The sequence below is a fragment of the Acidithiobacillus sp. TH-A117 genome (genome assembly GCF_057473465.1).
In genome coordinates, this window is sequence record NZ_JBYCKQ010000034.1 from 1 (window position 1) to 21,314 (window position 21,314).

The following is a 21,314-nucleotide window of genomic DNA, read 5'->3' on the forward strand; positions in this document are numbered from 1 at the left end:
CGTCCATAAACGTCACCAGTACCGTGCCATCATCCGGGGTTAACGTGACGGGGTAATCAAACATGGTCATTGCTCCTGCTCGCTGGATAATCCGAGTTGCCGCTTGATAGCGGCTTCCAACCCTCTGCCTAGCTCAGTCGTGCCGTGCATCGGTAGCACAGACTGCTTGCCGTTCAAAAACACCTTCAGATGTGAGCCCTTGCCAGGCTGAAATGTCGCGCCCTGCTGCTCTAGCCATTTCTTCATCTGCTTGGAGTTCATGGAAGCATAGTAACAGAAGTGTTGCATCTCGCAAGCTGGGATACTGCGAGAAATCGCGGTAACTTTCGGCGCAAGTTGAGGTGGAATTGACGGCATGAGGTGTGCGGACAGCTGCAGCGGGAATTGATTTCGACGAAGCATCGCAAAAGCTATACCGCCAAAATCCGCCACAATATCGAAGCTATACCCGTCATCGGGTTCTTTATCTTGCGTTCCCCACTCCCTGTTTTTTCCCGATTTTTTTCCCGTTTTTCCGCTTTTTGCGGGCCGTCAGGCCCGCCGCGCCCCGCAGGGGGCGACCGCGATTTTTGCCCTGCCAGCACGCGCCGGGGTGACCGCTGCTTGCCCACTACCAGCCATAATCGATTATCCCCTAGCAAAATGCTCAATTACCCCGCCATGCTCAATACCACCAAGCCGTGCAATGTCAGGCAATCTCCAAAAACTGAGGGCGCGGCTATCGCCCTGGTATCGGATACCAGAGTAAGTAGCATGACCCCAGCGTATCCACGATGCATTGCGAATAAAGACCCATCCAGGCAAAGGACGCCGGGATATGCGCTGCATAAATCTGGGGGCGCATGCCCAAAGAGATCAAACAGGAAATCGGCAGTACCCGCAGCCAGACCCGTACCGCCGATGCGGTCACGAACCATCTCCATTTCTGTCTGCTGGCCACGACGCTGACCTGGATCTACGCGGATCGCATCGAGGCTGACCCCGAGCGCCGTCAAATCGCCAAAGGCCGGACCAGTTTTGCCTTCTCAGACGTCCGTAGACTCATCGCGGACGAAGCGCTCTGCGACCATTTTCTGGGGCTTTGGCCTCATCTCTGCCAACCCCTCCATAAATCATTCACCAAGGTGCTCAGGCGTAAGGTGACTTGAGGTTTGGCGATCAGCAAAATGTGAAATTCAGTGAAACTTCAGTTTTTTGTTGTTGGTTTATTTTCTGCGTTGCATTTGCATGATTCCCTATGACCGTGAATGAGAGAGCGCCAAATTCAGAAAAAAGAGATTCACATCTACGGATAACGCGCTTGCCGTTTCGTTTATTTCGTATACACTGATTCGATATGAGGCAACGAATTTCGGAGGTGCATACCATGGCATCCACTACGGTAAAACAAAGTCCTGATGCTTTGGCCCTAGCAGCCAAAGAAAGTGCTCGAAACCTTTCCATTTTTTTGCATACCCACGCAGACATTCAGGAACTCCAGATAGGAAGCGGCACCGGGGACACCCAACGGGTGCGCATCCCTACACAGGCGTTGCACCTTCTCAGGGAAATCCTGGTGGAACTGGGTATGGGGCATGACGTACGTATCATTCCCGTAAGCGCTGAACTCACCACCCAAGAAGCCGCCGATATTCTAAACGTGTCACGGCCCTTTTTGGTGCAATTATTGGAACGCGGGGAGATCCCATATCACAAAGCAGGCACGCATCGACGGATTTGTTACGAGCACCTTATTGCATACAAGGACAGGACGGAAGTGGAACGGCGCAAGAACATGGATGATCTTGTGGCGCAAGCTCAGGATATCGGGATGGGCTACGATTGAGCTTTCATAACACGCAATTCACCGTCTTACTGGATGCTTGTGTGCTCTATCCCGCACCGCTGCGGGATTTACTGATACGCCTTACGCTCTCAGGACTTTTCCGGGCAAGGTGGACGCATCAAATTCATGAAGAATGGATAAAGAATTTGCTGGCTAATAGACCAGATATCCAGCGTGAGCAGCTAGAACGCACCAGAGCCCTTATGAATAACAGCATGCTTGACTGTCTGGTTTCTGGATATGAATTTCTCATCGAGTCCATAGTTCTTCCCGACGCCGATGACAGGCACGTCGTCGCCGCTGCGATCAGGGGGCAGGTAGACCTTATAGTCACTTTCAATCTCAAAGATTTTCCTTCTGATGTGCTCATCCAATACGACCTGGAAGCCAAGCATCCAGATGACTTTCTGTGTGAGCAGTACGACTTGCAGGGGGCTAAAGTCATCCAGGCCGTTGCGGAACACCGTGCAGCACTCAAAAAGCCTCAAAAAACGCAGGATGAATATCTCAATACACTTCTTGGCATCGGCCTTACCCAAACAGTGGAAATGCTTAACAGATGGAAGCATGCATTTTAATGAAACTCGAAGTGCTATGGCGGGGGAATAGTCATTAAAAAACGTTTACTAAAGCTTGAGCAAGATTGCTCGGCTACATCAGCCTGAGATACATAAGCCTACGGTCGCGGAGATTCAGCTTGAATGAGTAATGACTGGCGAGCTCATTGATTTTGTAGCGTGGGGATTCTTCGCGCATGTTTCCACAACCCAAAGGGTGCCTGCCCTGTCTACCCAACGCCGGTTTCAGGCATAATGATCTGATGATTTTACGCGGGGATTCATTTTGACTGAAGTTTCTCGATCTGTGCAGCGCTGGTTGCCGATTTTGCTCATTGTTGCAGCGCTCATTTGGATATTGCAGAATTTTTGGTCGGCGCTGGCCTGGTCGGCGGTGCTGGCTGTGGTATTTTGGCCTTTCGTGCTGCGTATTCCGGGGCGCTGGCGTCCCTTAGGCGCCTTGTTTTTTGCATTGACTGCCGCCAGTCTGATTCTGCTACCCCTTGCTTTTGTGATTGTGGAGTTGCTGCGCGGTCTGCGTCTTCTCGGACCCTGGATCTCTCAAGAAGAATTGTCGCATTGGGCATTACCCCATTGGCTGAGCACCCATCTGCCGCAGGTGCTACTGGATCCACTGCGTCACTTGTGGCAGGTGGCGACGCAATGGCTGGGTGCTTTTTTGCCGGGAATTACTGCAAAAAATACACTCTTGCCAGCGCATTTTCAGGGATTTCAGGTGTTGGCGGGGTCTGACGCCCTACTCGCCCACGGTCAAATGGTTCTCAATGTGCTGGGCGGTGCTGAAGATACGGCACTCAATGCCAGCTTGGCGCTGCTGCTCCTGTTTTTCTTCTTGCTGCATGGTGAAACTCTGGCGCAGGGTCTGGCAGAACGAATCACTGGTCTGGCGGGTGCAGACGTCTGGATAGTGATCGCGCGGGGATTGGACATTTTACGCGGTACCTTCTGGAGTGTGGTGATTACCGGACTTTTTGAAGCCCTGCTGTTTTGGGCTTTATACGCGGCTTGCGGCATCCCCCATGCGCTGATCTGGGGAACCGTATCCGGAGTGTTTTCCGTGATTCCCTTCGGGGCGTCCGCTGTTTTTACCGGAGTAACCTTGTGGACCTGGTTGGCGGCTGGCGAACCCTTACTGGCTCTGGTGATTTTCATTGTCGGTAATATCATCACCACGCTGGCCGACAATCTGCTGAAACCGCTACTGATCGGTGGCCGTTCCCGGATGCCTTTCATGCTGATTTTTATGGGTCTGCTGGGAGGCCTGTCGGTATTGGGCATATTGGGTATTTTTGTCGGACCGATGCTGATGGGCATGTTGATGGCCTGGTGGCAGGGATGGAAACCAAGAGATATAGATAAGGAGTGTCTGCGCTGACATGTCTGCTCAAAATCCGGTAGTACCTCAGGACGAAAGAGACTTTCGTCTGGATTGGTCGGCGCGCCTGATGTTCGTAGCCATTTTGTCTTCCATTTTTCTTGCGGCTATGGACCAGACCGTGGTTTCAACGGCACTGCCGACCATTGCCCGGGACTTGCATGGGCTGGCCAAACTGCCCTGGATTGTGACGGCCTATTTGCTGACATCCACTGTCTGTTTGCCGGTCTATGGCAAACTCGGTGATCTTTTAGGTCGCAAATATCTGTTGCAATCGGCGGTATTGCTGTTTCTGGCAGGCTCGGCACTGTCCGGGATCGCGCAAAATATTGATGAATTGATCCTGTTTCGGGCATTGCAAGGTATTGGCGGAGGTGGCCTGCTGGTTACGGCCATTGCCTCAATTTCGGATTTTATTCCGGTAACCCAAAGAGGACGTTATCAAGGACTGGTGGGCGCGGCTTTCGGGCTCGCCACACTCATCGGCCCCTTTCTGGGTGGCTTCATGGTTGAAACCCTGAGTTGGCGGTGGATTTTCTACATCAACGTGCCTATCGGCGTGTTTGCTCTGCTGGTCATTGGCGCGGCCTTTCCCAAGCCGTTGCGCACGGCTGAATGGATCATGGACGTGTGGGGTACGGTGTTGCTGATTACCGGATTGAGCGCGATGGTCCTGTTTGCCAGCGTGGCCGGCCCGGTACTGGCTTGGAATGCTCCGGTATTATGGTTGCTGTTGGCCCTGGGATTGGGCAGCTTTGCAGGGTTTTTCATTTTTGAGAGGCGGCATCCACAACCCCTGTTACCACTGGCTTTTTTCCGATTCCGGACCTTTACCCTGAGTGTTACCCTGTCTTTTTTTGTGGGCGTGGCCATGTTGGGTTCCATCAGCTTTCTGCCCATTTACCTCCAGGATGTGCGCCATTATTCACCAACCATGTCCGGTCTGGAATTGTTGTACCTGCTCATCGGCATGTTAGCGATGTCCATTCTGGCAGGGCGCCGGATCAGCTACAAACAGCGCTATCGGGAATTTCCGATTCTCGGCGCCTTGTTGATTACGCTTGCCCTGGCCTGGCTGTCCCGGCTGGGTGAACAGACGCCCATGTGGCACATTGACGGAGCTTTGGTTCTGCTCGGCCTGGGCCTGGGAATGACCATGCAGGTGCTGGTGCTTTCCGCTCAATTAGCGATTCCTCATCGCCACCTGGGGGTGGCCACGTCCACCGTCACTTTGTTTCGCTCCATGGGCGGTACTCTGGGGGTGGCCGCTTTTGGTGCGGTTTTTTCCGGGTTGATGGCGGGAGTGGCATCTTCCGCAGAACATGCCGCCATGATTGTACAAACCTTGCGTACGGATTTTCTGATTGCTGCGAGCTTCAGTCTGGCAGCTTTTGTGGGTGCCTGGTTTCTGGAAGATATGCCGGGCCTGCTAAAAAAACGTCAGGATCATGATGTGCTTCAGTGAGTATTCCCAGGTTTTCCAGTGAACCGCGCTGGCAAGCGGACTAACCGGCCGCGCTGGTGCTGGCTTTGGGCGCATTTTTCCAGAATGCACGTAGTTTGCGGGTAAAACGTCCCTGAGGATAGTTGGCGTGCAGAATGATAGCGGTAGTCCGCGCCAGTTGGTCTAAGTTCAGGTGCGCGTAGGATTTGCTCAGATAATAGAGCGCTTCTTCCCGGGCGGGGCTGAGTTGATAATCGGTGATGACCCGGCTGCAGCGATTGACAGAGGCCACATAGGCATCGCGAATGTAATAAAATTTACAGATGTTGAGATTGCGCTGGCCGAGAATGTCGATGATTTTGGCAATATGTAGCCGGGCACTGACCGCGTAAGGTGTTTTGGGGAAGGCTTTGGCCAGGTAGGTAAAGGTACTCAAGGCTTCATAGTCGGGAGTAGGGGTATATTCCGGCCCTTCAATGCCCTCATATTCGGCAAGGCCCTTCAAGTAGTAGGCATAGACCACATGGGGGTTGGCGGGATGGGCCTTGATGAAGGCCGAGGCAGCAGCTGCTGCGGCTTTGGCATCGCCCGATCGGTAATAGGCGTAGGCCGTATCCAGTTGGGATTGCTCCGCATAGGGACCGTAGGGATATTCGGTTTGCAGGTTTTCAAATTGGCGGATGGCCCGATCGTAATCGCCACGGCGCAGGGCTTCCTGCCCGGGTCGGAACATCTGCGCCACCGGTGCCACATGTATGGCTTCCCCTTTTTTGTCGGGGCTGCTGGCGCAACCGGACAGAGTGAGGGTAATGATGGTAGAAACCAGCAACCAAAATGTCAGGGTGTTTTTGTAGGGACGGGTGGTCAGCGGCAGCATCTTCAGATTCACTATGATTTGAACGTTGTTCTGTAAGACGCAAGCTTGCGGAGAGAAGTTCCCCAAGTCGGAACCTGGGGGAGAGCGGAAAAAATTCGTCCGTATTTTTTTGAAAGATCAGATCGTCTGTTCGGTAGTCGCTACAGGAATCATGGATTCCGCTGCGCTGATGACGCCACGCTCGGTTTCCAGGACGTCACCTTTGGCTCTTTCCCGTTCTACCAGGCTGATCAGACGCGCCACCTGGGCAGGCTTGACCGCCAGATATTCGGCCACGGCTTTCATGTCTTCTTTTATCTGTGTCTGAATGGAATTGATACCTTCCCGGCGATTGATAATATCTTCGATAGCCTCACGGGCCTTATGATCCAGTTCCAAGGTCTGCCTCTGCAAAAGATGAGTAATGGTTTGCTGCTGTTCGGCATCTTCATGCATTGAAGATGCCGGAGCAGTTTAACATGATATCAAATTTGCGGACTTTGATCTGATGACAGCGCAGTATAGGAGGCTCTTGCTGATAAATCATGCGACTGTTGCAAAGCAATGGATGTCATGGCGTTGTCTGGCCCGGGTTGATAATGCCGGTCCTGATGGCCGAGCCAGATGCCAATGAAAGCGCCAAACACGATGATTCCCAGGGTTTTGGTCCAGATCTGCAGATGATAGGTGTGCATGCCATGTCTCCTTACGGTTACTGTATAAATGTACAGTAACCCCGAAAAAAGGAAAAAGCAAGCTATCTATCCGGTGCCGTTGTGCGCTCCAAGACATTTGAAACAGTTGATGCAGTGATCGTTGATCATGCCAATGGCCTGCATATAGGCATACATGATGGTTGGTCCGACGAAGCGCATGCCACGTTTTTTCAGATCACGAGACAGGGCGACCGAAATGGCGCTCTGGGTGGGTATGTCGTGGATGTTGCGGGGGCGATTGACCACCGGCTGACCATCGACGAACTGCCAGATATATTGATCAAAAGATGAGAATTCTTGTTGAATATTCAAAAAAACCAAGGCGTTGTTGCGCGTAGAGTAAATTTTCTGACGATTGCGGATAATTGCCGGGTTGCTCAGCAGAGATTCCAGTACTTCGTCAGTCATCTGCGCCACTGCCGCTGGATCAAAGTCATGAAAAGCCAGGCGGTAAGCTGCCCGTTTTTTCAGGATGGTATACCAGTTCAGTCCGGCCTGTGCGCCTTCCAATACGAGCATCTCGAAAAGGTGGCGGTCGTCATGGGCGGGAACCCCCCATTCCTGGTCGTGGTAAAGCACATAATCGGCCTTGTCGAGGGGGACCCAGGCGCAGCGTTGCATACACAAAGCCCTTCGGTGAAAGAAGAAGCTATCCTCTCCCGCCGAAGGGTTGCCGTCAAACGCCTCAGTGCGCGGCGATCTGGGCAGTCACCTCTGCCTTTTGTCCATTAATGTTCAATACTTGCAACTGATAAGGACCGGAACTGGTGTTGATGAAGCCGGAACTGCTGACCGGTAGATGCAGCATGGCTTCGGCACCCAGGCCAGCTTTCAGGCCGAGAATTTTATCGGGCGAGAACTGCTGGTAGGCAAAGTCATTGTGAATGTCCTTGGGATTGAGTCGGGAAAGCTGTTTGCCATCCCAGGATTCCACGACCTTGCCATTATAATCCAGCAGACGGATGGCAATGATGTGAGCCGGAACGGATCCGGTTCCCGCATCAATGTACATGTGTACATCCACCCGACCATCGGGCAGCACTTTTACATCCGTCATTTTTACATGATGGGCTTTTACCCCGGTAGGATCGCCGTGGAAGGGGGTGATCACCGAGCCACGATAATAGGAATAGGTGGCAACAATGAAAATAACCGCAATCCAGAACAAGGTCAGGGCCAGTTTTTTGAAGGCGCCATCGGACAAGGGCAGGGGCAGGCTGCCACCCAGCCAGCGGAACCAACCCTTTTGTTCCAGCGCCGGGTTGCGTTTCATCATCCAGTTGTCGATGGAATAGGCCCCACCACCGACCAGCAACAATGTAATCCCCATCCCGAAGTTGGACGCGGCCATGGTCCACTCATCAATACAGGTGGCTCCTTGCCAACCGAAGAGCAGCATCAGGGTAAATGACAAGCCGAGGGTCAAAAAGGCTGCCAGACGGGTCAGGAATCCAGACAACAGCATCAGACCGGAGATCATTTCCACGGCGCTGAAAATAATGACACCCGCATAGAGTAGGACAAAGTGGTGAAGTAAAAAAGCGACCAGATGATTCAAGCCGAGAATAGCCCCCGGCATGGCGGTCTGAAACTTGTAAGCCATCCAGTGGCCTGCAGGATTGATTTTTTGGGGGCCGTAAATAAAACGACGGGAACCGCCACCCCAGTAAATCCAGCCTTGCACAAAGCGCACGGCGAGCATGCCGATGGCCAGTATTCTCCAGGAATGCCGGGTGGCAGGATCGCTAGCAGCAGATTTCATGGTTGTTGCCATTCAGAACTCCTTTACGCCTTGTTGGCGTTGAATTGCGGATTGACATCTTTGACGGGTACGGCATTGATCCAGTCCCAGGAGTTTCCAAGGTACATGGTCCCTCCAACAATCGTGGGGTTCACAATGCCAAAGCGGCCGCCTACATGGTATTCATGGACCATCTGGCCGTTACTCGGCTGAATAGCATAAACATCAGGCCCAGTAGAAATATAGAGCATATTTTCATAATAGGTCGGCGCGCCACGACCTGCGCCTGCCGGGCCGGGATTGGGTACGTGCCAGGTCCACGCGACTTTGCCCGTGTGCAAATTCAGGGCCTCATAGGTAGAGGTGACGGGAGAACCGACATACACCATACCGTGATGAATCATGGGTACGCCCCCCTTGAAAGCCGGGATTTTTGGCCCACGGCCCATGTTATCCGTCCACAAGACCTGTCCGGTATTGGCGTTGAAGGCTCGCACCAGAGTTTCCATGGTCGCTTTGCCATCGACCATTTTGGGGTTGGCCACGGTATCCATGACCACAATCCCGTCATCCACCGCCGGAGAAACATCACCCATGCCGGTATTCACCGCACCGGGAATTTCACCCTTCCAGAGCACCTTGCCGGTGTTGACGTTCAAGGCATATAGCCCGGGAATGACTGACATGGAGACATACACATGATTTTTCCAGACGACCGGGCTGGACATGTTGGCGATGCCCCCCACATGGGTTTTCCAGATGGCTTTACCATCGGTGGAGTGTATGCGGTAAATATTGCCATCACCGGTGCTGATGAACAGGGAGTGGTCGGCATACGCCGGGGTGGGCATGGCATCACCCTGGGTTTTGAAGCTCCAGAGCAGTTGTCCGTCCTTGCGATCCAGGCAGAAAATGCCGTTGTAACTGATGTCCTTACCGCGTCCTGCTTGTTTGGGGTGTTTGGCATATTCCATGACGTTGGCGAAATTGAAAGACACGCTGCCCGCCGAGAGATAGACCTTGTTGCCAACCACCAATGGATTGCCCATGAGGGTATTGGCTACCGGGCTACTGCGCCAGATCAACTTGCCGGTCCGGGCATTCACGGCGTAGGCAAACATATCATCACTTTCGGCATATACGACGCCCTTGACCACGGAAACACCCAGGGCATTACCATAAAACTGGGTTTGTACCGGCAGGGCTTCCTTGATGCCATCCACCTTTTCTCCATAAGGATGGTTGTCGTTCAGCGGCCAGGCCCGGGCCTCCGGGAAATTCCAGCGGACCCCATCGCGAATCCAGCTGGGTGCATTGGTCGCTACCGAAAAGCCAGCATTATGCTGAGGATTACCATAAGCATGGGTCCACTCGGACGGGCCGACCTGATCATTAGCCGGTGCGGCATTTTGTGGCAGGTACAGGGTAGCAAAAGGACTTTGGGGATCCAGGGCATTGTGTACAGGGTCCTGGGGCACCTGATTGGTTTGTGCCCAGGCTGCCCCGGACATGAATATACTGACCGCCGATAATATGGCTATTTTGCGTAATTTCATCATTTCTCCTCGCACTTTCAAAGCGGAATATCTACAGGAACATATTTCCTCGGCAGATGTTCTGAATAATTAGAAAATTCTAATTTAATAATGAATAATTCAGCATCATCATTGAGTTACTGAACCGTAAACCTCTTATTGTAAGATATCAATAAATAAAATGTAAAAAATTGAAACAATGTTACATATTCTTACAATTTATTTTTTTGACAAATGCCAAAATAATCTGTTTTACGCTAAAACCCAGCAGTGTAATTAATTGCGAATCATGCGGGTGCACAAAAAGCCCCCTTCTTTAGGCAAGAAGGGGGCGTCATGCCCAGCGCAATACAAGAAGTATCAGTGGGGTTGATTTGCCAGAGCCAGCATCAATTGGTTAAGGCGGGCCACAAAGCCGGCCGGGTCTTCCAGTTGGCCACCCTCAGCCAGAATGGCCTGATCCAGCAGCAGGGAGGACCACTCGGCAAAGCGGGCATCCTCTTGTTCGATGCGCGCCAGCATCGGGTGGCCGGGGTTGATTTCCAGAGTCGGCTTGGTACTGGGAATCTCATGGCCAGCCTGTTTGAGGAGTTGCTGCATATACAAGGCCATATCTCTTTCACCCAGGACAATGCAGGCTGGCGAACTGGTCAGTCGGTGGGAAACGCGTACCGCCTCGACGCGATCTCCCAGCGCATTTTTGATCCGCTCAAGCAGTCCTTCAGCGGTTTTTTCAATTTCTTCCTGAGACTTGCGTTCTTCTTCCGTTTCCATGCTGCCCAGATCCAGGGTACCCTTGGCAACAGAAGCCAGTGACTTGCCTTCAAACTCCTGTAAATGACTGGTCAGCCATTCATCCACACGATCACTGAGCAGCAGTACTTCAATGCCTTTTTTTCGCAGTAGTTCCAATTGGGGGCTGTTTTTGGCGGCAATAAAAGTATCGGCAGTAATGTAATAGATTTTATCCTGACCTTCGCACATCCGGCCGATATAATCTGTCAGGGAAACATTCTGGATTTCGTTGTCGCTGTGGGTACTGGCAAAGCGTAATAACTTGGCAATTTGCTCGCGATTGGCAAAATCTTCTCCTGGTCCCTCCTTGAGGGCACGCCCGAATTCGTTCCAGAAGTTTTGATATTTTTCGGGTTCCTTGTCCGCCATTTCTTCCAGCAGACTCAAAACCCGCTTGACCGAGCCGGAACGCATCTGGTCAATGACGCGATTGCCCTGGAGAATTTCACGGGATACGTTGAGGGGCAGGTCACTGGAATCCAGAACGCCACGCACAAAGCGCAGGTAGCGAGGAAGGATCTGGTGCTCGGTGTCATCCATGATGAACACGCGCTGCACATAGAGCTTGATGCCGTGGGTCTGATTCGGCTCCCAGAGATCAAAGGGCGCCTTGCCGGGGATATATAGCAAAGAGGTATATTCCAGGCGGCCTTCCACCCGGTTATGGGCCCAGGCCAGAGGTTCGCCATAATCATGGCTGACGTACTGATAAAACTCCTTGTATTCGGCATCGCTGATTTCGGACTTGGGGCGTTGCCAGAGCGCCGAGGCCTTGTTGATGGTTTCCCAGGTGTCGCCGGGTTGCTGATCGTCTCCGGTTTTGCGCATCAGGATGGGAAGGGGAACGTGGTCGGAATATTTGTTGATGATGCTGCGCAGGCGCCAGGCATTGAGAAAATCCGAACGTTCATCTTCGCGCAGATGAAGGACGATTTCGGTGCCGCGCTCGGGCATATCCACCGTTTCGAGGGTGTAGGCGCCAGTGCCATCGGACTCCCAGCGCACCCCATGTTCGGCTTCCATGCCTGCTCTGCGGGTGCTGAGCGTCACCTGATCAGCCACAATAAATGCGGAATAAAAGCCGACACCGAATTGGCCAATCAGCTTGGCATCCTTGCTTTGGTCGCCACTGAGCCGTTCAAAAAATTCCTTGGTGCCCGACTTGGCAATGGTGCCGATATTGGCAATGACCTCATCGCGATCCATACCAATACCATTATCGCGGATGGTGAGCGTGCCATTTTCTGCATCAAAATCGACTTTGACGTTCAACTCACTGTCGCCGGCCATCAAGCCGGGGTCCGCCAAGGCCTCAAATCGCAGCTTGTCACAAGCGTCAGAAGCATTGGAAATCAGCTCGCGCAGAAAAATTTCCTTGTTGGAATACAGGGAGTGAATCATCAAATGCAGCAGTTGATTGATTTCTGTTTGAAATTGCAGGGTTTCCTTGTGGGTGGTCATGTTTTCTCCTTCAGAATGATCAGGTTCAGTCAACAGCTATAATGCCTCATGGACAGGATGCACATGGGGGCAGTCACTGCAAGAATCAAGAGAGCAAGATATATGGGATTAGTTTGTGCAAAAGGATTGCCTATGTCTTTCTGTTTATGTTAAAAAAGTACAGCAAGTGATTGAAGATGATTCAAATGTTCCGTCGAACTGTTTTCGTACGGGATATCAATAATTTTTTCTAGGCATAGTCGCAGAAAAATTCTTTCAGGAATGGAGGTTTTTGTGAGTAAAAATATCGCAGCCGCAGCATTGTTGATGATCTCGTTTCCGGCCATTGCTTTCGCAATGCCAACCATGCCAATACAAACCACCAATGTAAGTACGCCTAATGGTATACTGCAATACAGAGTAAATCCCAACGCTCTCACAGTGACTGTGAGTAGCAATGGTCACATTTTGAATACCGTCAATGAACAGATGGGGGGAAGCAAGACAGCAGTTGTCGAAACTCCCAGTGGATCTGCCATATTGATGTCATATAACACGGGTGGTAACAACGATTGTGCTGCCACTTACCAGTGGTTCAGTCTTTTACCTGGTGGTCAGTATAAAATGAGCAAGCTTTTCGGTTCGTGTTACTACTTAAAAAATATTCATGACCAGGGTGGTAATGTTTTCTATAAACAAATCAGTGTCAATGGTAAAGGCTATAAGATCATGCGCTACTCCGTGAGTAATGGTGAATTACTTACTGTTTCATCCCACATGCTTTCTGCCAGTATTCCCAAAATTGTGGTCAATTCATGGCATGAGTATGTACCTGTGTATGGCAAAATTGTTGAAAAGCAGGAGCAGGGCCAAACTAATTACTCATTGGATTTCCCAACAAAAGTGGAAATTACCGGCAATGCTTCCCTGCCAGGCAACCTTTATGTCAGTTCTATTTTTATCCAGAAAATGGATGTTCCCGCCGGTGATATTGGTAAGTTACAACATTATGTCGCGCAAATTTCTATTCCCATGGCGGGTCCAGGAATCATGAATATTCGTCCGCAGTAACGTGAAAGGTCCACTGATTGCATCGCTTGGTGTAACCAGAGTCTGGCCTGGGTTTCAGTGGGCGCAGTTTTTTCTGATCCTCGACAGCTTTGGGGCCATCCTCTAATATTGCAGAAATCCTTCAACATTGCAGGTGGCTTATGTCCGATCCGGTGATATTGACGGCCATCGACGGGTCGCAAAATGCCCTGGTGGCCGCTGCGGTGGCTGCCCGTTTTTCCCGGCTGTTAGGGGCGCATCTCGGGTTGGTGACGGCTTTACATATTGCCAGTGATCCTCTGGGTTTTGGGGGCGCCTTATTCTCCAGCGGACTGACGGACCGTCTGCTGGCAGAAGCCCGCCTCGAGGCGGAGAGCAATTTGCGCGCGGTAGCAGAACGCATTGCCGAACATTGCGGTATTCGTTTGCCCGAGTATTTTCTGCTGGAAGGTGCTCCGGAGCTGGAAATTCCCCGTCTGGTCCAGAGCAACTCGGATATCAGCATGGTGGTGCTGGGCCAGCGCGGATTTGGAACAGAAAGTAAACCCAAGGGCTTACCGCATCTGCTCGGCGGCCTGGGTGCCAAGCTGAGTCTGACTTTGTCGGTCCCGGTTTTGCTGGTTCCCCCGAATATCGATCTGGACCAGCTCTGTGCCCCGGTCTGGAATGCTGATCAGGCCGAGGGAGTGCTTTAAGTGGAGGTGTTCCTGCCCATCGCCCACATGGACGTCAATATCTGGTTGATCGTCAGCTTTGGTTTGGTAGTGGGTTTTCTGTCGGGGTTGACGGGAGTGGGAGGGGGTATCCTGATTACCCCCTTGCTGATTTTTATTGGGGTGCCGCCGCTGGTGGCCGTAGGTACGGGAGCCGCGCAAATTGTCGGGGGCTCTGCCATCGGTAGTTACGCACACTGGCGCATGGGCAATGTGGATATGCGCATGGCATTTGTGCTTCTGGCGGGGAGCTGGACCGGTGGGTTGCTGGGCGTGCATTTGGCCCGGATTCTGGAGGCTGGAGGACACTTCAGTCTGGTGGTGACATTTCTGTACGTCATCCTGCTGGGCTTCATCGGGACTTCCATGCTGATTGAATCGTTGCTGGCCTTGCGCCGCCCGCGTTCGGAACACCCCAAAAAGTCCCGGAATACGGACAAATCGTTTTTACAACGTCTTCCCGGCCAAATGGATTTTCCGGTTTCGGGTTTGCGTCTGTCCATTTTGACCCCGATCCTGCTGGGTTTCGGCGTGGGTTTGCTCACCGCCCTGATGGGGGTCGGCGGGGGTTTTGTGATGGTCCCCATCATGTTGTATGTGCTGAAAATGCCGACCAAGGTGGTAGTGGGAACTTCTCTGTTCCAGTTGCTCTTCACGACGGCAGAAGTGGGTATTTTGCAGGCCGGAATGAATCATGCGGTAGATCCCTATCTGGCTTTGGCTCTGGTATTGGGCTCCATTTTTGGCACCCAGTTCGGGGCCCGGGCCGGAGCGCGCATGCAGGGGGAACATTTGCGACTGGTGCTGGCCCTGGTGGTCGTAGGTGTAGCGATCAAGATGGGCTTGGGACTGTTTATTACGCCGACCCATATATTCAGCATGGCGCGGGTCGTGTAATGTTTTATCTGCGTCTGCTGATGTTGGTCTTCATCCCGGGCTTTGCCATGCTGGCACACGCTGCGACGCCCCTGGTGGTCGCGACCAGTACCCGACAGGTGCGGGTAACCAGTGATTTTGTCGGGGAAAATGTCCTGGTCTATGGCGCTATCTCTGGCCCTGGGCAGGTGATTGTGGTGCTGCGTTCACCCGATAGTACCGAAGCCATGCAGAAAAAAAGCCGGAATGGACCTATCTGGCTGAATGGTGCCAAGGTGACGGTGACAGGTACTCCTGGCCTCTGGCAGAGATTATCCTCCGCACCCGTCAGGCAGCTTTTGCCGGAGGCGACCCTGCAACAACAGGGGCTGACCCGTTCTGCACTGCTGCTTCAGGCCCGTTTTGCGCCAAAACCTGAGCACCTGAATACCTGGGAGCACGCCTTTCTGGATCAAAAAACCCGCCAGCGTCAGTATCTGGTGGATCCTGCGGGGGTAGTCATCCATCAGGGTTTGTTTACGGCCAGCATTCAGTTACCCGCTGCTCTGCCTTTGGGTCACTATCAATTGACCACTTATCTGATCCGGCAGCAAAAAATAGTTGCCGAGGACAAACAGCAACTCGATGTAAGGCAGGTGGGTTTTCAGGCCTGGATTGCGCGTTTTGCCATCCGGAACAGCTGGCTGTACGGGGTAGTGTTGACCCTGGTTCTCGCCACCTTGGGTTTCGGGCTGGGAATCATCATGCGGCGTCGTTCTGCCTGAGTTTTGTTTTAATCCCCGGCGTACTTATTCTTCGGCATGTTTCTGGGCCAGAAAAGCGACGCCATCCAGCACCTGATAAAAATCCCGCGCAAAATAGTCAGGTTGAATATCATTGTAAGACTTTGCGCCTTGATTGGAGTCTATAAAAATGGTTTTCAGTCCGGCTTGCTGGGCGCCATAAATATCCCGATACATATCATTGCCCACGTAAACCGCCTGATGCGGGGCTATTTCCAGTTGTTCGGCAGCCATGTGAAATAATCGAGAGTCCGGTTTGCGATAGCCGTAATCTCCAGAAATAATGCGAATATCAAAATATTTTTTGATATTCAGGGCGCGCATTTCAGGGAGGGCGAAGCAGCGTTGGGCATCTGAAATGAGCGCCAGCTGATAGTGCTCTTGCAGGCTTTTGAGGGTTCTTTTGACACCTTCGTAGCGCTCCAGGCGGGTTCTGGAAATACCGCGATGCAGACGTGCGAGTTCTTTGGCGAGCTTTTCCCGACCATTGACCGGCTTGCTGTTTTCCTGAATCAGTATGGTGTGCCAGATGGCTTCCACATCAATTTCCGGATAGCGTTCAGTCGATTGACGTTTGCGTTCTTTCATGACGGCAAAATAACGCTCGCGTACTTCCCGACGATTCATGAAAACCCGATGATAAGTCAGATAGTGGGAAATTCCTCGATAAATCTCCTCCATATCTTCATTGGTTTCTATATTGATCAAGGTTCCATACAGATCAAAACAGACAGCGCGTATAGACATAATGAGATTACCTCCGTAGTACTGAAAGAGCGGCATGAACCAGGGCCTGACTATAACGCCAGTCCAGCCAGGAATTACGGGCAATGCGCAACAGGGTCATACCCATATAAAAAGGCACTCGGCGGGTAATGGCCGCAAATGCGGCCTGCCGATCCGGGAAATGGGTGCTGTACTCCCAGAGAAAATGACCGATAAAGGGCTCTGCCTGCGCCGCGTGATGGGTGCTTCGCAAGAAATGATGGTGAATTTCTCCGGCAATCATACCCAGATCGTAGGCGCGATCTGCGCGCTTCATGCGTTCGAGATCAATGGCAATGATTTTTCGGGGTTCGGCAAATAAAAAATTGGATGGGGTCGCGTCCCCATGAATCAACACGTCCTGATCAGACCACATGGAGGAATCGTGCTGCCAGTGCTCCCGATAATGATAGATTTCCCGTAATTGGGCATCGCTTATCCGCTGGCGACGCTGGAGGCGGGCCATGATTTTATCAAAGTATGTAAACTGCTCATCAAATTGAACCTTTCCCGGTCCGGCGGTATGGTTATGTAGCTTGGCCAGAAACCAGGCCAGATCGGTCAGTCGGGCATAGAGCAGATCGGCCTGTTGTGTGGCCAGGTATTGATTCAGGATGGTCGATAAGGATTGGCCCGGACAATATTCTTCAATAACCAAGCTATTGATGTGACGGGCTATTCCCAACGCCCGGGGAATCTGAAAATGGCTTGGATTCAAGCCGATCTGGCGAAGAAAATGCAAATTCTGCCATTCATTCCAGGCCCGATCCCAGGCATGCTGCGGATCCTTGCCGGGGCGCTGAAAAAACTTGCCGATGACTTTCTGCCGGGAGTGGCTTTCTTCATAGAGAAAGACCTCGTTGGAAGCAGGAAATTGAAATACCCGAACATGATGAATGGGCTTTTCTGATAACAGTTGCGGAAAAATGGCCTCACGCAAGTAGGCAAAAAGCGGATCCTGCCGGGCAAGGCGACCCAGATATTTCATGACGTCAGTTCCATCTGGCCAGTCTGATGCATCATGGTGGGGGTGCCTGCAGAGCTGGATGGAGGTCAATGCGCACAATCTTCCAGCCGGGTTCCAGGCGCGCCAGGGTAGGGGCGATGTTATCTCTGATCTGCTGGCTCAGGATATTTTGTGCAGCTATGGAATGGGCTACCTGGTCTAATTGTGGAAAAGCCATGAAAAGATTGGCAATCAGGCTGTTGAAAAGATTTTCTGGCTGTGTCAATGAATGCCAGGGTTCATGACCTTGCAGAACTGCTATCGGACGAATATTGAGCGCTTTTTCCCCGCCGGATGGCATTTGTACCATCACCCCATAAGAACCCAGAGGAAGGTATTTTTCCTCGATCCGGGGAGTGGGTGCTTTAACAGGCGCAGGTTTTTGTGGAGGCGGTGTGATGGCTTGCAAATGCAGGGGTACCGTGAGGGCAATACCAATGGCTACGGCAGCCGCAAGCAATACAAGGATGAGCAGCCAGATCCAGCGTTTTTTTCCGGAAGTGGCAGATTTCTTTTTGCGGCGGGCCAATGTCCATCTCTCCTGTATGAGCGGGCGTTTGTTCGGGACCGATAAACGTTTTGTATCACGGTCTGCGACCTGAGAACAAACGGAAAAGCCCGGTGAGAATCGATCAGATGGGCTTGCCGGTCTGTGAGCGAGATCCGGCGGGTTCTCTGGTTTGGCTACTGAAGACCCGCTAAACTGCATATCAATCTCAGTACCTGCAGCCGATTCTGGAGAAAGATGATTCCTGAAACTGCCATTTTATTGCTTTTTGTGGCCGCTTCGTTCCTTTCGGTCCTCTCCAGTCGCCTGCATCTGCCCTATACCGTAGCTTTGGTACTGGGTGGGCTGCTGTTGGGTGCGCTGCATCTGTTCCATACCCCGGTACTGACGCACGATCTGGTTTTCAATTTATTTTTGCCGGGCCTGATTTTTGAATCGGCATACCACCTCTCTGCCAGTGCCATGTGGCGTGATCGCTTGGCTATTTTTGGTTTGGCGGTGCCAGGTGTATTTCTGTCCATGGTGGTTACCGCCTATGTTTTTCTCTGGTCTTCGGAATACCTGCCGCATCTTTCCGGAGCGGTCATTCCGCTGGCCGTGGCGCTGGTATTCGGGGCAGCGGTGGCGGCCACTGATCCCATTTCCGTGGTGGCCATCTTTCGGAAATTGATGGCGCCCGAGCGTCTGACTTTCATGATTGAAAGCGAAAGTCTGCTCAATGATGGAACGGCTATTGTTTTTTTCAGTCTGTTTTTGGCACTTGCCGAAGGCAAGGTGGTGTCCATTGCCCATCTCGGTATAGATTTTGTCAGCGAGGTGGGCGGTGGTGCCCTGCTGGGCCTGGTCATTGGCTGGCTCAGTTCCGAAGTCATCAAGCGGGTGGGCGATGGGATGGTCGAAATCACCATTACCATTTTGGCTGCCTATGGCAGTTTTTTACTGGCCATTCAGTTGGGTTATTCCGGGGTCATCGCTACAGTGGTTGCGGGTCTGCTCTGCGGTAATTACGGGGCGCAGAAAGGCATGACAGCTTCGGTGCGCATGGCCGTCAATATATTCTGGGAATATATTGGCTTTGTCCTGAACTCACTGATTTTTCTGCTGGTAGGCTTGACCATCAACCTGCTGGATCTGGTGCATATCTGGGCGCTGATTCTAGCGGCGTATGTGGCGGTTACCATCGCTCGTGCGGCCGTGGTATTTGGAATGGGGGCGATACTGAGCCGCACCCGGGCGAAAATTCCTCTGAGCTGGAACTTTGTATTGATGTGGGGTGGCATTCGTGGCGCGCTCTCCATGGTGCTGGCGCTGAGCTTGCCCATCGAGCTTCCACATCGGGAGCTGCTCATCAATTTAGTCTTCGGTGTGGTTTTGCTGACAATTCTAGTGCAGGGGCTGAGTATTTCTCCCTTGGCCAGAATGTTGAAGGTTCTGGGCAAAAATGAGTCAGATCAAAAAACGGAAGTGCAACGTCTGCGCATATTTCTGGCGCAGGCCGATCTGCATGAATTGGAACAATTACAAAAAGAGGGGCTCCGGGATCAACGCGCCCTCAAGGCCTTGACCCGTTATTTTGAAGCCGAGCAACAAGAGGCAAGTAACCAGTTGCAGCAATTGGACAAACCAGATAGCAACAAAATTCTGCAAGGGGATTTTGTGCGATTATACCGACGAATCTTATTGTCCAGAAAAGAAAAAATAAATCAGGCGCGCAGTGAAGGTCTATTGAATGATATCAGTGCTGAACAGTTGATAGTGGATATTGATGCACAATTATTGGAAATAGCGTCACAACCGGAAGCCGTGTTCGCGCGGATGAACGATGTGGAAGAGGGTAAAGCCCGTGCGTGAGGAAATCCTGGCATTAGCGGTGCGGCCCAGGATGATTGCTGCCTATCTGGGCAGACTCATGCTGGTCACAGGACTCCTGATGCTGGCCCCGGCTTTATTTGCTTTACTGGCACCGGGCTGGTCTGGTGTATGGCAGTATGGACTAACAGCGCTGATGCTCATAGGGTTAGGTCATGGCTTGCAACGCTACGTGTTACTTCATAAAAAGGATGTGCTTCAAGCCAATGAAGCGATGGTCATCGTTGCGCTGATTTTTATTTTAACCCCGGTTATTTTTGCGATACCCATGAGCGCGAATGGCGTAGGATATCTCGCTGCATTTTTTCAGGTGGTTTCGGATATCACCACTACTGGAATGGAAGTACTGCCGAAAGGACAACTACCCATATCCTTCTGGTTGACTTCCGCCTGGTTACAATGGATTGGAGGTTTGGGGATTACCGTATTATCACTGGGGCTGGTTTCCAGTCAGGTTTTAAATATCCGGCGCTTGAGCGGGGTGCTGGATGGTGACAGCCAGCAACAGCAAGTACAACTTACTGACTATGTGCGTAATGTGCTGATAGTGTATCTTATCCTCACATTGCTCACGTTTTTTGCTTTGCTGATGGCAGGTCAATCAGCCGTGCAAAGTGCCATATTTGCTATGGCGGCAGTAGCTACCGGTTGGTGTGCTCCAGCCCGTATTGGTATCAATGATTATTCTGGTACAGTGCAACTGATTATCGCTTTGGCCAGTATGAGCGGTGCGGTGACCATCGGTTCTTATTTACTTTTTTCAAAAAATCGCTGGCGGGATTTTTTTCGAGACGTAGAATTTCGCTTGTTACTGTTATTTATTTTTATCGGTACGATGGTGCTAGGCTTGAGCTTGTATTTTTCCGGAATGTCGATTTGGAATGCCTTTTTCAGAGCATTTCTTTTAGCTACTTCGGCGCAAACTACCGCAGGATTTTCCCCCCTTGATCTGAATGTGGTTTCTAGCTTTGCCCTGGTCGTTATGATTATGTTGATGTTTATTGGCGGTTCTGTGGGCTCTACGGCGGGAGGAATCAAGCTGGTAAGGGCCTGGCTATCACTCAAAATTGTGGCGTACATGATCAGATCCACGAGAATGTCGGCGCATGTAGTAAACCCATTGCGCATGGAAGGACGTACCGTGCCGGTTCCGGTACTACTAAATACCTTAACTATTGTGATGTTGACTTTGCTGATCATGACCTTGAGTTGGCTCGCTTTCCTGGTTTCTGGTTATCCCGCATTACCGGCTCTTTTTAACGTGGTTTCAGCTATTAGTACGGTGGGCCTGTCGGTGGGGGTTCTCAATGTAAGCACACCTGCGGCTTTAAAATTGGTACTTTGCACAGATATGCTTTTCGGTCGTTTGGAGTTTGTGGCACTTTTAGTGTTGCTTGCCCCCCGTACTTGGTTCGGTCGTCATTTACGATAAGGAGTGAA

Annotated in this window: 22 protein-coding genes; 11 read left to right on the top strand and 11 right to left on the bottom strand. The window is 51.8% G+C overall.

Annotation, left to right across the window (positions count from 1 at the left end; translation table 11 throughout):
• Positions 1 to 66: 66 nt before the first annotated feature.
• Positions 67 to 432, bottom strand: a complete 366-nt coding sequence (locus tag AC2VLR_RS08530; protein ID WP_486881744.1) for a type II toxin-antitoxin system HicA family toxin — start codon at positions 430 to 432, stop codon at positions 67 to 69.
• A gap of 410 nt (positions 433 to 842) precedes the next feature.
• Here AC2VLR_RS08530 and AC2VLR_RS08535 point away from each other — a divergent pair, with 410 nt between their 5' ends.
• The 5 genes from AC2VLR_RS08535 to AC2VLR_RS08555 all read left to right on the top strand — a co-directional run bounded on the left by AC2VLR_RS08535 (position 843) and on the right by AC2VLR_RS08555 (position 5,243).
• Entirely contained in the window at positions 843 to 1,148 is a 306-nt protein-coding gene (locus AC2VLR_RS08535) for a hypothetical protein (RefSeq protein ID WP_486881745.1), read from the top strand.
• Between the two features lie 218 nt (positions 1,149 to 1,366).
• A complete protein-coding gene (locus AC2VLR_RS08540; RefSeq protein ID WP_486881746.1) occupies positions 1,367 to 1,825 on the top strand; it encodes a helix-turn-helix domain-containing protein in 459 nt (152 codons plus the stop codon).
• Positions 1,822 to 2,403: a PIN domain-containing protein gene (locus AC2VLR_RS08545; protein ID WP_486881747.1), complete on the top strand. Its 582-nt coding sequence runs from the start codon at positions 1,822 to 1,824 to the stop codon at positions 2,401 to 2,403. Before AC2VLR_RS08540 ends, AC2VLR_RS08545 begins: the two co-directional genes overlap by 4 nt.
• Positions 2,404 to 2,668: 265 nt before the next feature.
• The gene (locus AC2VLR_RS08550) at positions 2,669 to 3,778 is read left to right on the top strand and encodes an AI-2E family transporter (protein WP_486881748.1); all 1,110 of its coding nucleotides are present in this window, start codon (positions 2,669 to 2,671) and stop codon (positions 3,776 to 3,778) included.
• Between the two features lies 1 nt (position 3,779).
• Complete coding sequence (locus AC2VLR_RS08555; RefSeq protein ID WP_486881749.1) at positions 3,780 to 5,243, top strand: MDR family MFS transporter; 1,464 nt, start codon at positions 3,780 to 3,782, stop codon at positions 5,241 to 5,243.
• A 40-nt stretch (positions 5,244 to 5,283) separates the two neighbouring features.
• Here the strand turns inward: AC2VLR_RS08555 and AC2VLR_RS08560 are convergent, their stop codons facing one another.
• From AC2VLR_RS08560 to htpG, 7 genes are all read right to left on the bottom strand, one after another.
• A complete protein-coding gene (locus tag AC2VLR_RS08560) occupies positions 5,284 to 6,099 on the bottom strand; it encodes an outer membrane protein assembly factor BamD (protein ID WP_486881750.1) in 816 nt (271 codons plus the stop codon).
• A 117-nt stretch (positions 6,100 to 6,216) separates the two neighbouring features.
• Positions 6,217 to 6,477 carry a hypothetical protein gene (locus AC2VLR_RS08565; protein WP_486881784.1) on the bottom strand — a complete coding sequence of 87 codons (261 nt, stop codon included), beginning with the start codon at positions 6,475 to 6,477 and terminating at the stop codon, positions 6,217 to 6,219.
• Between the two features lie 86 nt (positions 6,478 to 6,563).
• Positions 6,564 to 6,773, bottom strand: a complete 210-nt coding sequence (locus AC2VLR_RS08570; RefSeq protein ID WP_486881751.1) for a hypothetical protein — start codon at positions 6,771 to 6,773, stop codon at positions 6,564 to 6,566.
• A gap of 66 nt (positions 6,774 to 6,839) precedes the next feature.
• Positions 6,840 to 7,415, bottom strand: coding sequence for a DNA-3-methyladenine glycosylase I (locus tag AC2VLR_RS08575; protein ID WP_486881752.1), 576 nt, complete (start codon positions 7,413 to 7,415; stop codon positions 6,840 to 6,842).
• A 64-nt stretch (positions 7,416 to 7,479) separates the two neighbouring features.
• Positions 7,480 to 8,568: a TQO small subunit DoxD gene (locus AC2VLR_RS08580; protein ID WP_486881753.1), complete on the bottom strand. Its 1,089-nt coding sequence runs from the start codon at positions 8,566 to 8,568 to the stop codon at positions 7,480 to 7,482.
• An 11-nt stretch (positions 8,569 to 8,579) separates the two neighbouring features.
• Positions 8,580 to 10,094 (bottom strand): outer membrane protein assembly factor BamB family protein, encoded by a 1,515-nt coding sequence (locus AC2VLR_RS08585; RefSeq protein ID WP_486881754.1) that lies wholly within the window; start codon positions 10,092 to 10,094, stop codon positions 8,580 to 8,582.
• Positions 10,095 to 10,430: 336 nt separating this feature from the next.
• The gene (gene htpG / locus AC2VLR_RS08590) at positions 10,431 to 12,326 is read right to left on the bottom strand and encodes a molecular chaperone HtpG (protein ID WP_486881755.1); all 1,896 of its coding nucleotides are present in this window, start codon (positions 12,324 to 12,326) and stop codon (positions 10,431 to 10,433) included.
• A gap of 273 nt (positions 12,327 to 12,599) precedes the next feature.
• Between htpG and AC2VLR_RS08595 the strand changes: the two genes are divergently transcribed.
• The 4 genes from AC2VLR_RS08595 (at position 12,600) to AC2VLR_RS08610 (ending at position 15,708) form a co-directional block, all read left to right on the top strand.
• On the top strand, positions 12,600 to 13,376 hold the full coding sequence (locus AC2VLR_RS08595; RefSeq protein WP_486881756.1) for a hypothetical protein: 777 nt from the start codon (positions 12,600 to 12,602) through the stop codon (positions 13,374 to 13,376).
• 140 nt (positions 13,377 to 13,516) lie between these two features.
• Positions 13,517 to 14,050 (top strand): universal stress protein, encoded by a 534-nt coding sequence (locus AC2VLR_RS08600; protein ID WP_486881757.1) that lies wholly within the window; start codon positions 13,517 to 13,519, stop codon positions 14,048 to 14,050.
• Positions 14,051 to 14,965, top strand: a complete 915-nt coding sequence (locus AC2VLR_RS08605; protein ID WP_486881758.1) for a sulfite exporter TauE/SafE family protein — start codon at positions 14,051 to 14,053, stop codon at positions 14,963 to 14,965.
• Positions 14,965 to 15,708, top strand: a complete 744-nt coding sequence (locus tag AC2VLR_RS08610) for a TIGR02186 family protein (protein WP_486881759.1) — start codon at positions 14,965 to 14,967, stop codon at positions 15,706 to 15,708. The genes AC2VLR_RS08605 and AC2VLR_RS08610 overlap by 1 nt, the downstream gene beginning before the upstream one ends.
• A 24-nt stretch (positions 15,709 to 15,732) precedes the next feature.
• On the opposite strand, the gene AC2VLR_RS08615 is transcribed toward AC2VLR_RS08610, so the two are convergent.
• The 3 genes from AC2VLR_RS08615 to AC2VLR_RS08625 are packed head-to-tail and all read right to left on the bottom strand — an operon-like array spanning position 15,733 to position 18,026.
• Positions 15,733 to 16,473, bottom strand: a complete 741-nt coding sequence (locus AC2VLR_RS08615; protein WP_486881760.1) for an HAD family hydrolase — start codon at positions 16,471 to 16,473, stop codon at positions 15,733 to 15,735.
• 7 nt (positions 16,474 to 16,480) lie between these two features.
• On the bottom strand, positions 16,481 to 17,479 hold the full coding sequence (locus tag AC2VLR_RS08620) for an aminoglycoside phosphotransferase family protein (protein ID WP_486881761.1): 999 nt from the start codon (positions 17,477 to 17,479) through the stop codon (positions 16,481 to 16,483).
• A gap of 31 nt (positions 17,480 to 17,510) precedes the next feature.
• Positions 17,511 to 18,026: a hypothetical protein gene (locus AC2VLR_RS08625; RefSeq protein WP_486881762.1), complete on the bottom strand. Its 516-nt coding sequence runs from the start codon at positions 18,024 to 18,026 to the stop codon at positions 17,511 to 17,513.
• 216 nt (positions 18,027 to 18,242) lie between these two features.
• On the opposite strand from AC2VLR_RS08625, the gene AC2VLR_RS08630 reads away from it, so the two are divergent.
• Both AC2VLR_RS08630 and AC2VLR_RS08635 read left to right on the top strand, forming a co-directional pair.
• Positions 18,243 to 19,856, top strand: a complete 1,614-nt coding sequence (locus AC2VLR_RS08630) for a cation:proton antiporter (protein WP_486881763.1) — start codon at positions 18,243 to 18,245, stop codon at positions 19,854 to 19,856.
• Positions 19,849 to 21,306: a TrkH family potassium uptake protein gene (locus AC2VLR_RS08635; RefSeq protein WP_486881764.1), complete on the top strand. Its 1,458-nt coding sequence runs from the start codon at positions 19,849 to 19,851 to the stop codon at positions 21,304 to 21,306. Before AC2VLR_RS08630 ends, AC2VLR_RS08635 begins: the two co-directional genes overlap by 8 nt.
• Positions 21,307 to 21,314 lie beyond the last annotated feature (8 nt).

Excerpts from the sequence above, each read along its gene's own strand:
- AC2VLR_RS08555 (WP_486881749.1), top strand. The coding sequence starts at position 3,780 with ATGTCTGCTCAAAATCCGGTAGTACCTCAGGACGAAAGAGACTTTCGT.
- AC2VLR_RS08610 (WP_486881759.1), top strand. The coding sequence starts at position 14,965 with ATGTTTTATCTGCGTCTGCTGATGTTGGTCTTCATCCCGGGCTTTGCC.
- AC2VLR_RS08540 (WP_486881746.1), top strand. The coding sequence starts at position 1,367 with ATGGCATCCACTACGGTAAAACAAAGTCCTGATGCTTTGGCCCTAGCA.
- AC2VLR_RS08570 (WP_486881751.1), bottom strand. The coding sequence starts at position 6,773 with ATGCACACCTATCATCTGCAGATCTGGACCAAAACCCTGGGAATCATC.
- AC2VLR_RS08575 (WP_486881752.1), bottom strand. The coding sequence starts at position 7,415 with ATGCAACGCTGCGCCTGGGTCCCCCTCGACAAGGCCGATTATGTGCTT.
- AC2VLR_RS08630 (WP_486881763.1), top strand. The coding sequence starts at position 18,243 with ATGATTCCTGAAACTGCCATTTTATTGCTTTTTGTGGCCGCTTCGTTC.
- htpG (WP_486881755.1), bottom strand. The coding sequence starts at position 12,326 with ATGACCACCCACAAGGAAACCCTGCAATTTCAAACAGAAATCAATCAA.
- AC2VLR_RS08560 (WP_486881750.1), bottom strand. The coding sequence starts at position 6,099 with ATGCTGCCGCTGACCACCCGTCCCTACAAAAACACCCTGACATTTTGG.
- AC2VLR_RS08600 (WP_486881757.1), top strand. The coding sequence starts at position 13,517 with ATGTCCGATCCGGTGATATTGACGGCCATCGACGGGTCGCAAAATGCC.
- AC2VLR_RS08535 (WP_486881745.1), top strand. The coding sequence starts at position 843 with ATGCCCAAAGAGATCAAACAGGAAATCGGCAGTACCCGCAGCCAGACC.
- AC2VLR_RS08585 (WP_486881754.1), bottom strand. The coding sequence starts at position 10,094 with ATGATGAAATTACGCAAAATAGCCATATTATCGGCGGTCAGTATATTC.
- AC2VLR_RS08615 (WP_486881760.1), bottom strand. The coding sequence starts at position 16,473 with ATGTCTATACGCGCTGTCTGTTTTGATCTGTATGGAACCTTGATCAAT.
- AC2VLR_RS08620 (WP_486881761.1), bottom strand. The coding sequence starts at position 17,479 with ATGAAATATCTGGGTCGCCTTGCCCGGCAGGATCCGCTTTTTGCCTAC.
- AC2VLR_RS08580 (WP_486881753.1), bottom strand. The coding sequence starts at position 8,568 with ATGGCAACAACCATGAAATCTGCTGCTAGCGATCCTGCCACCCGGCAT.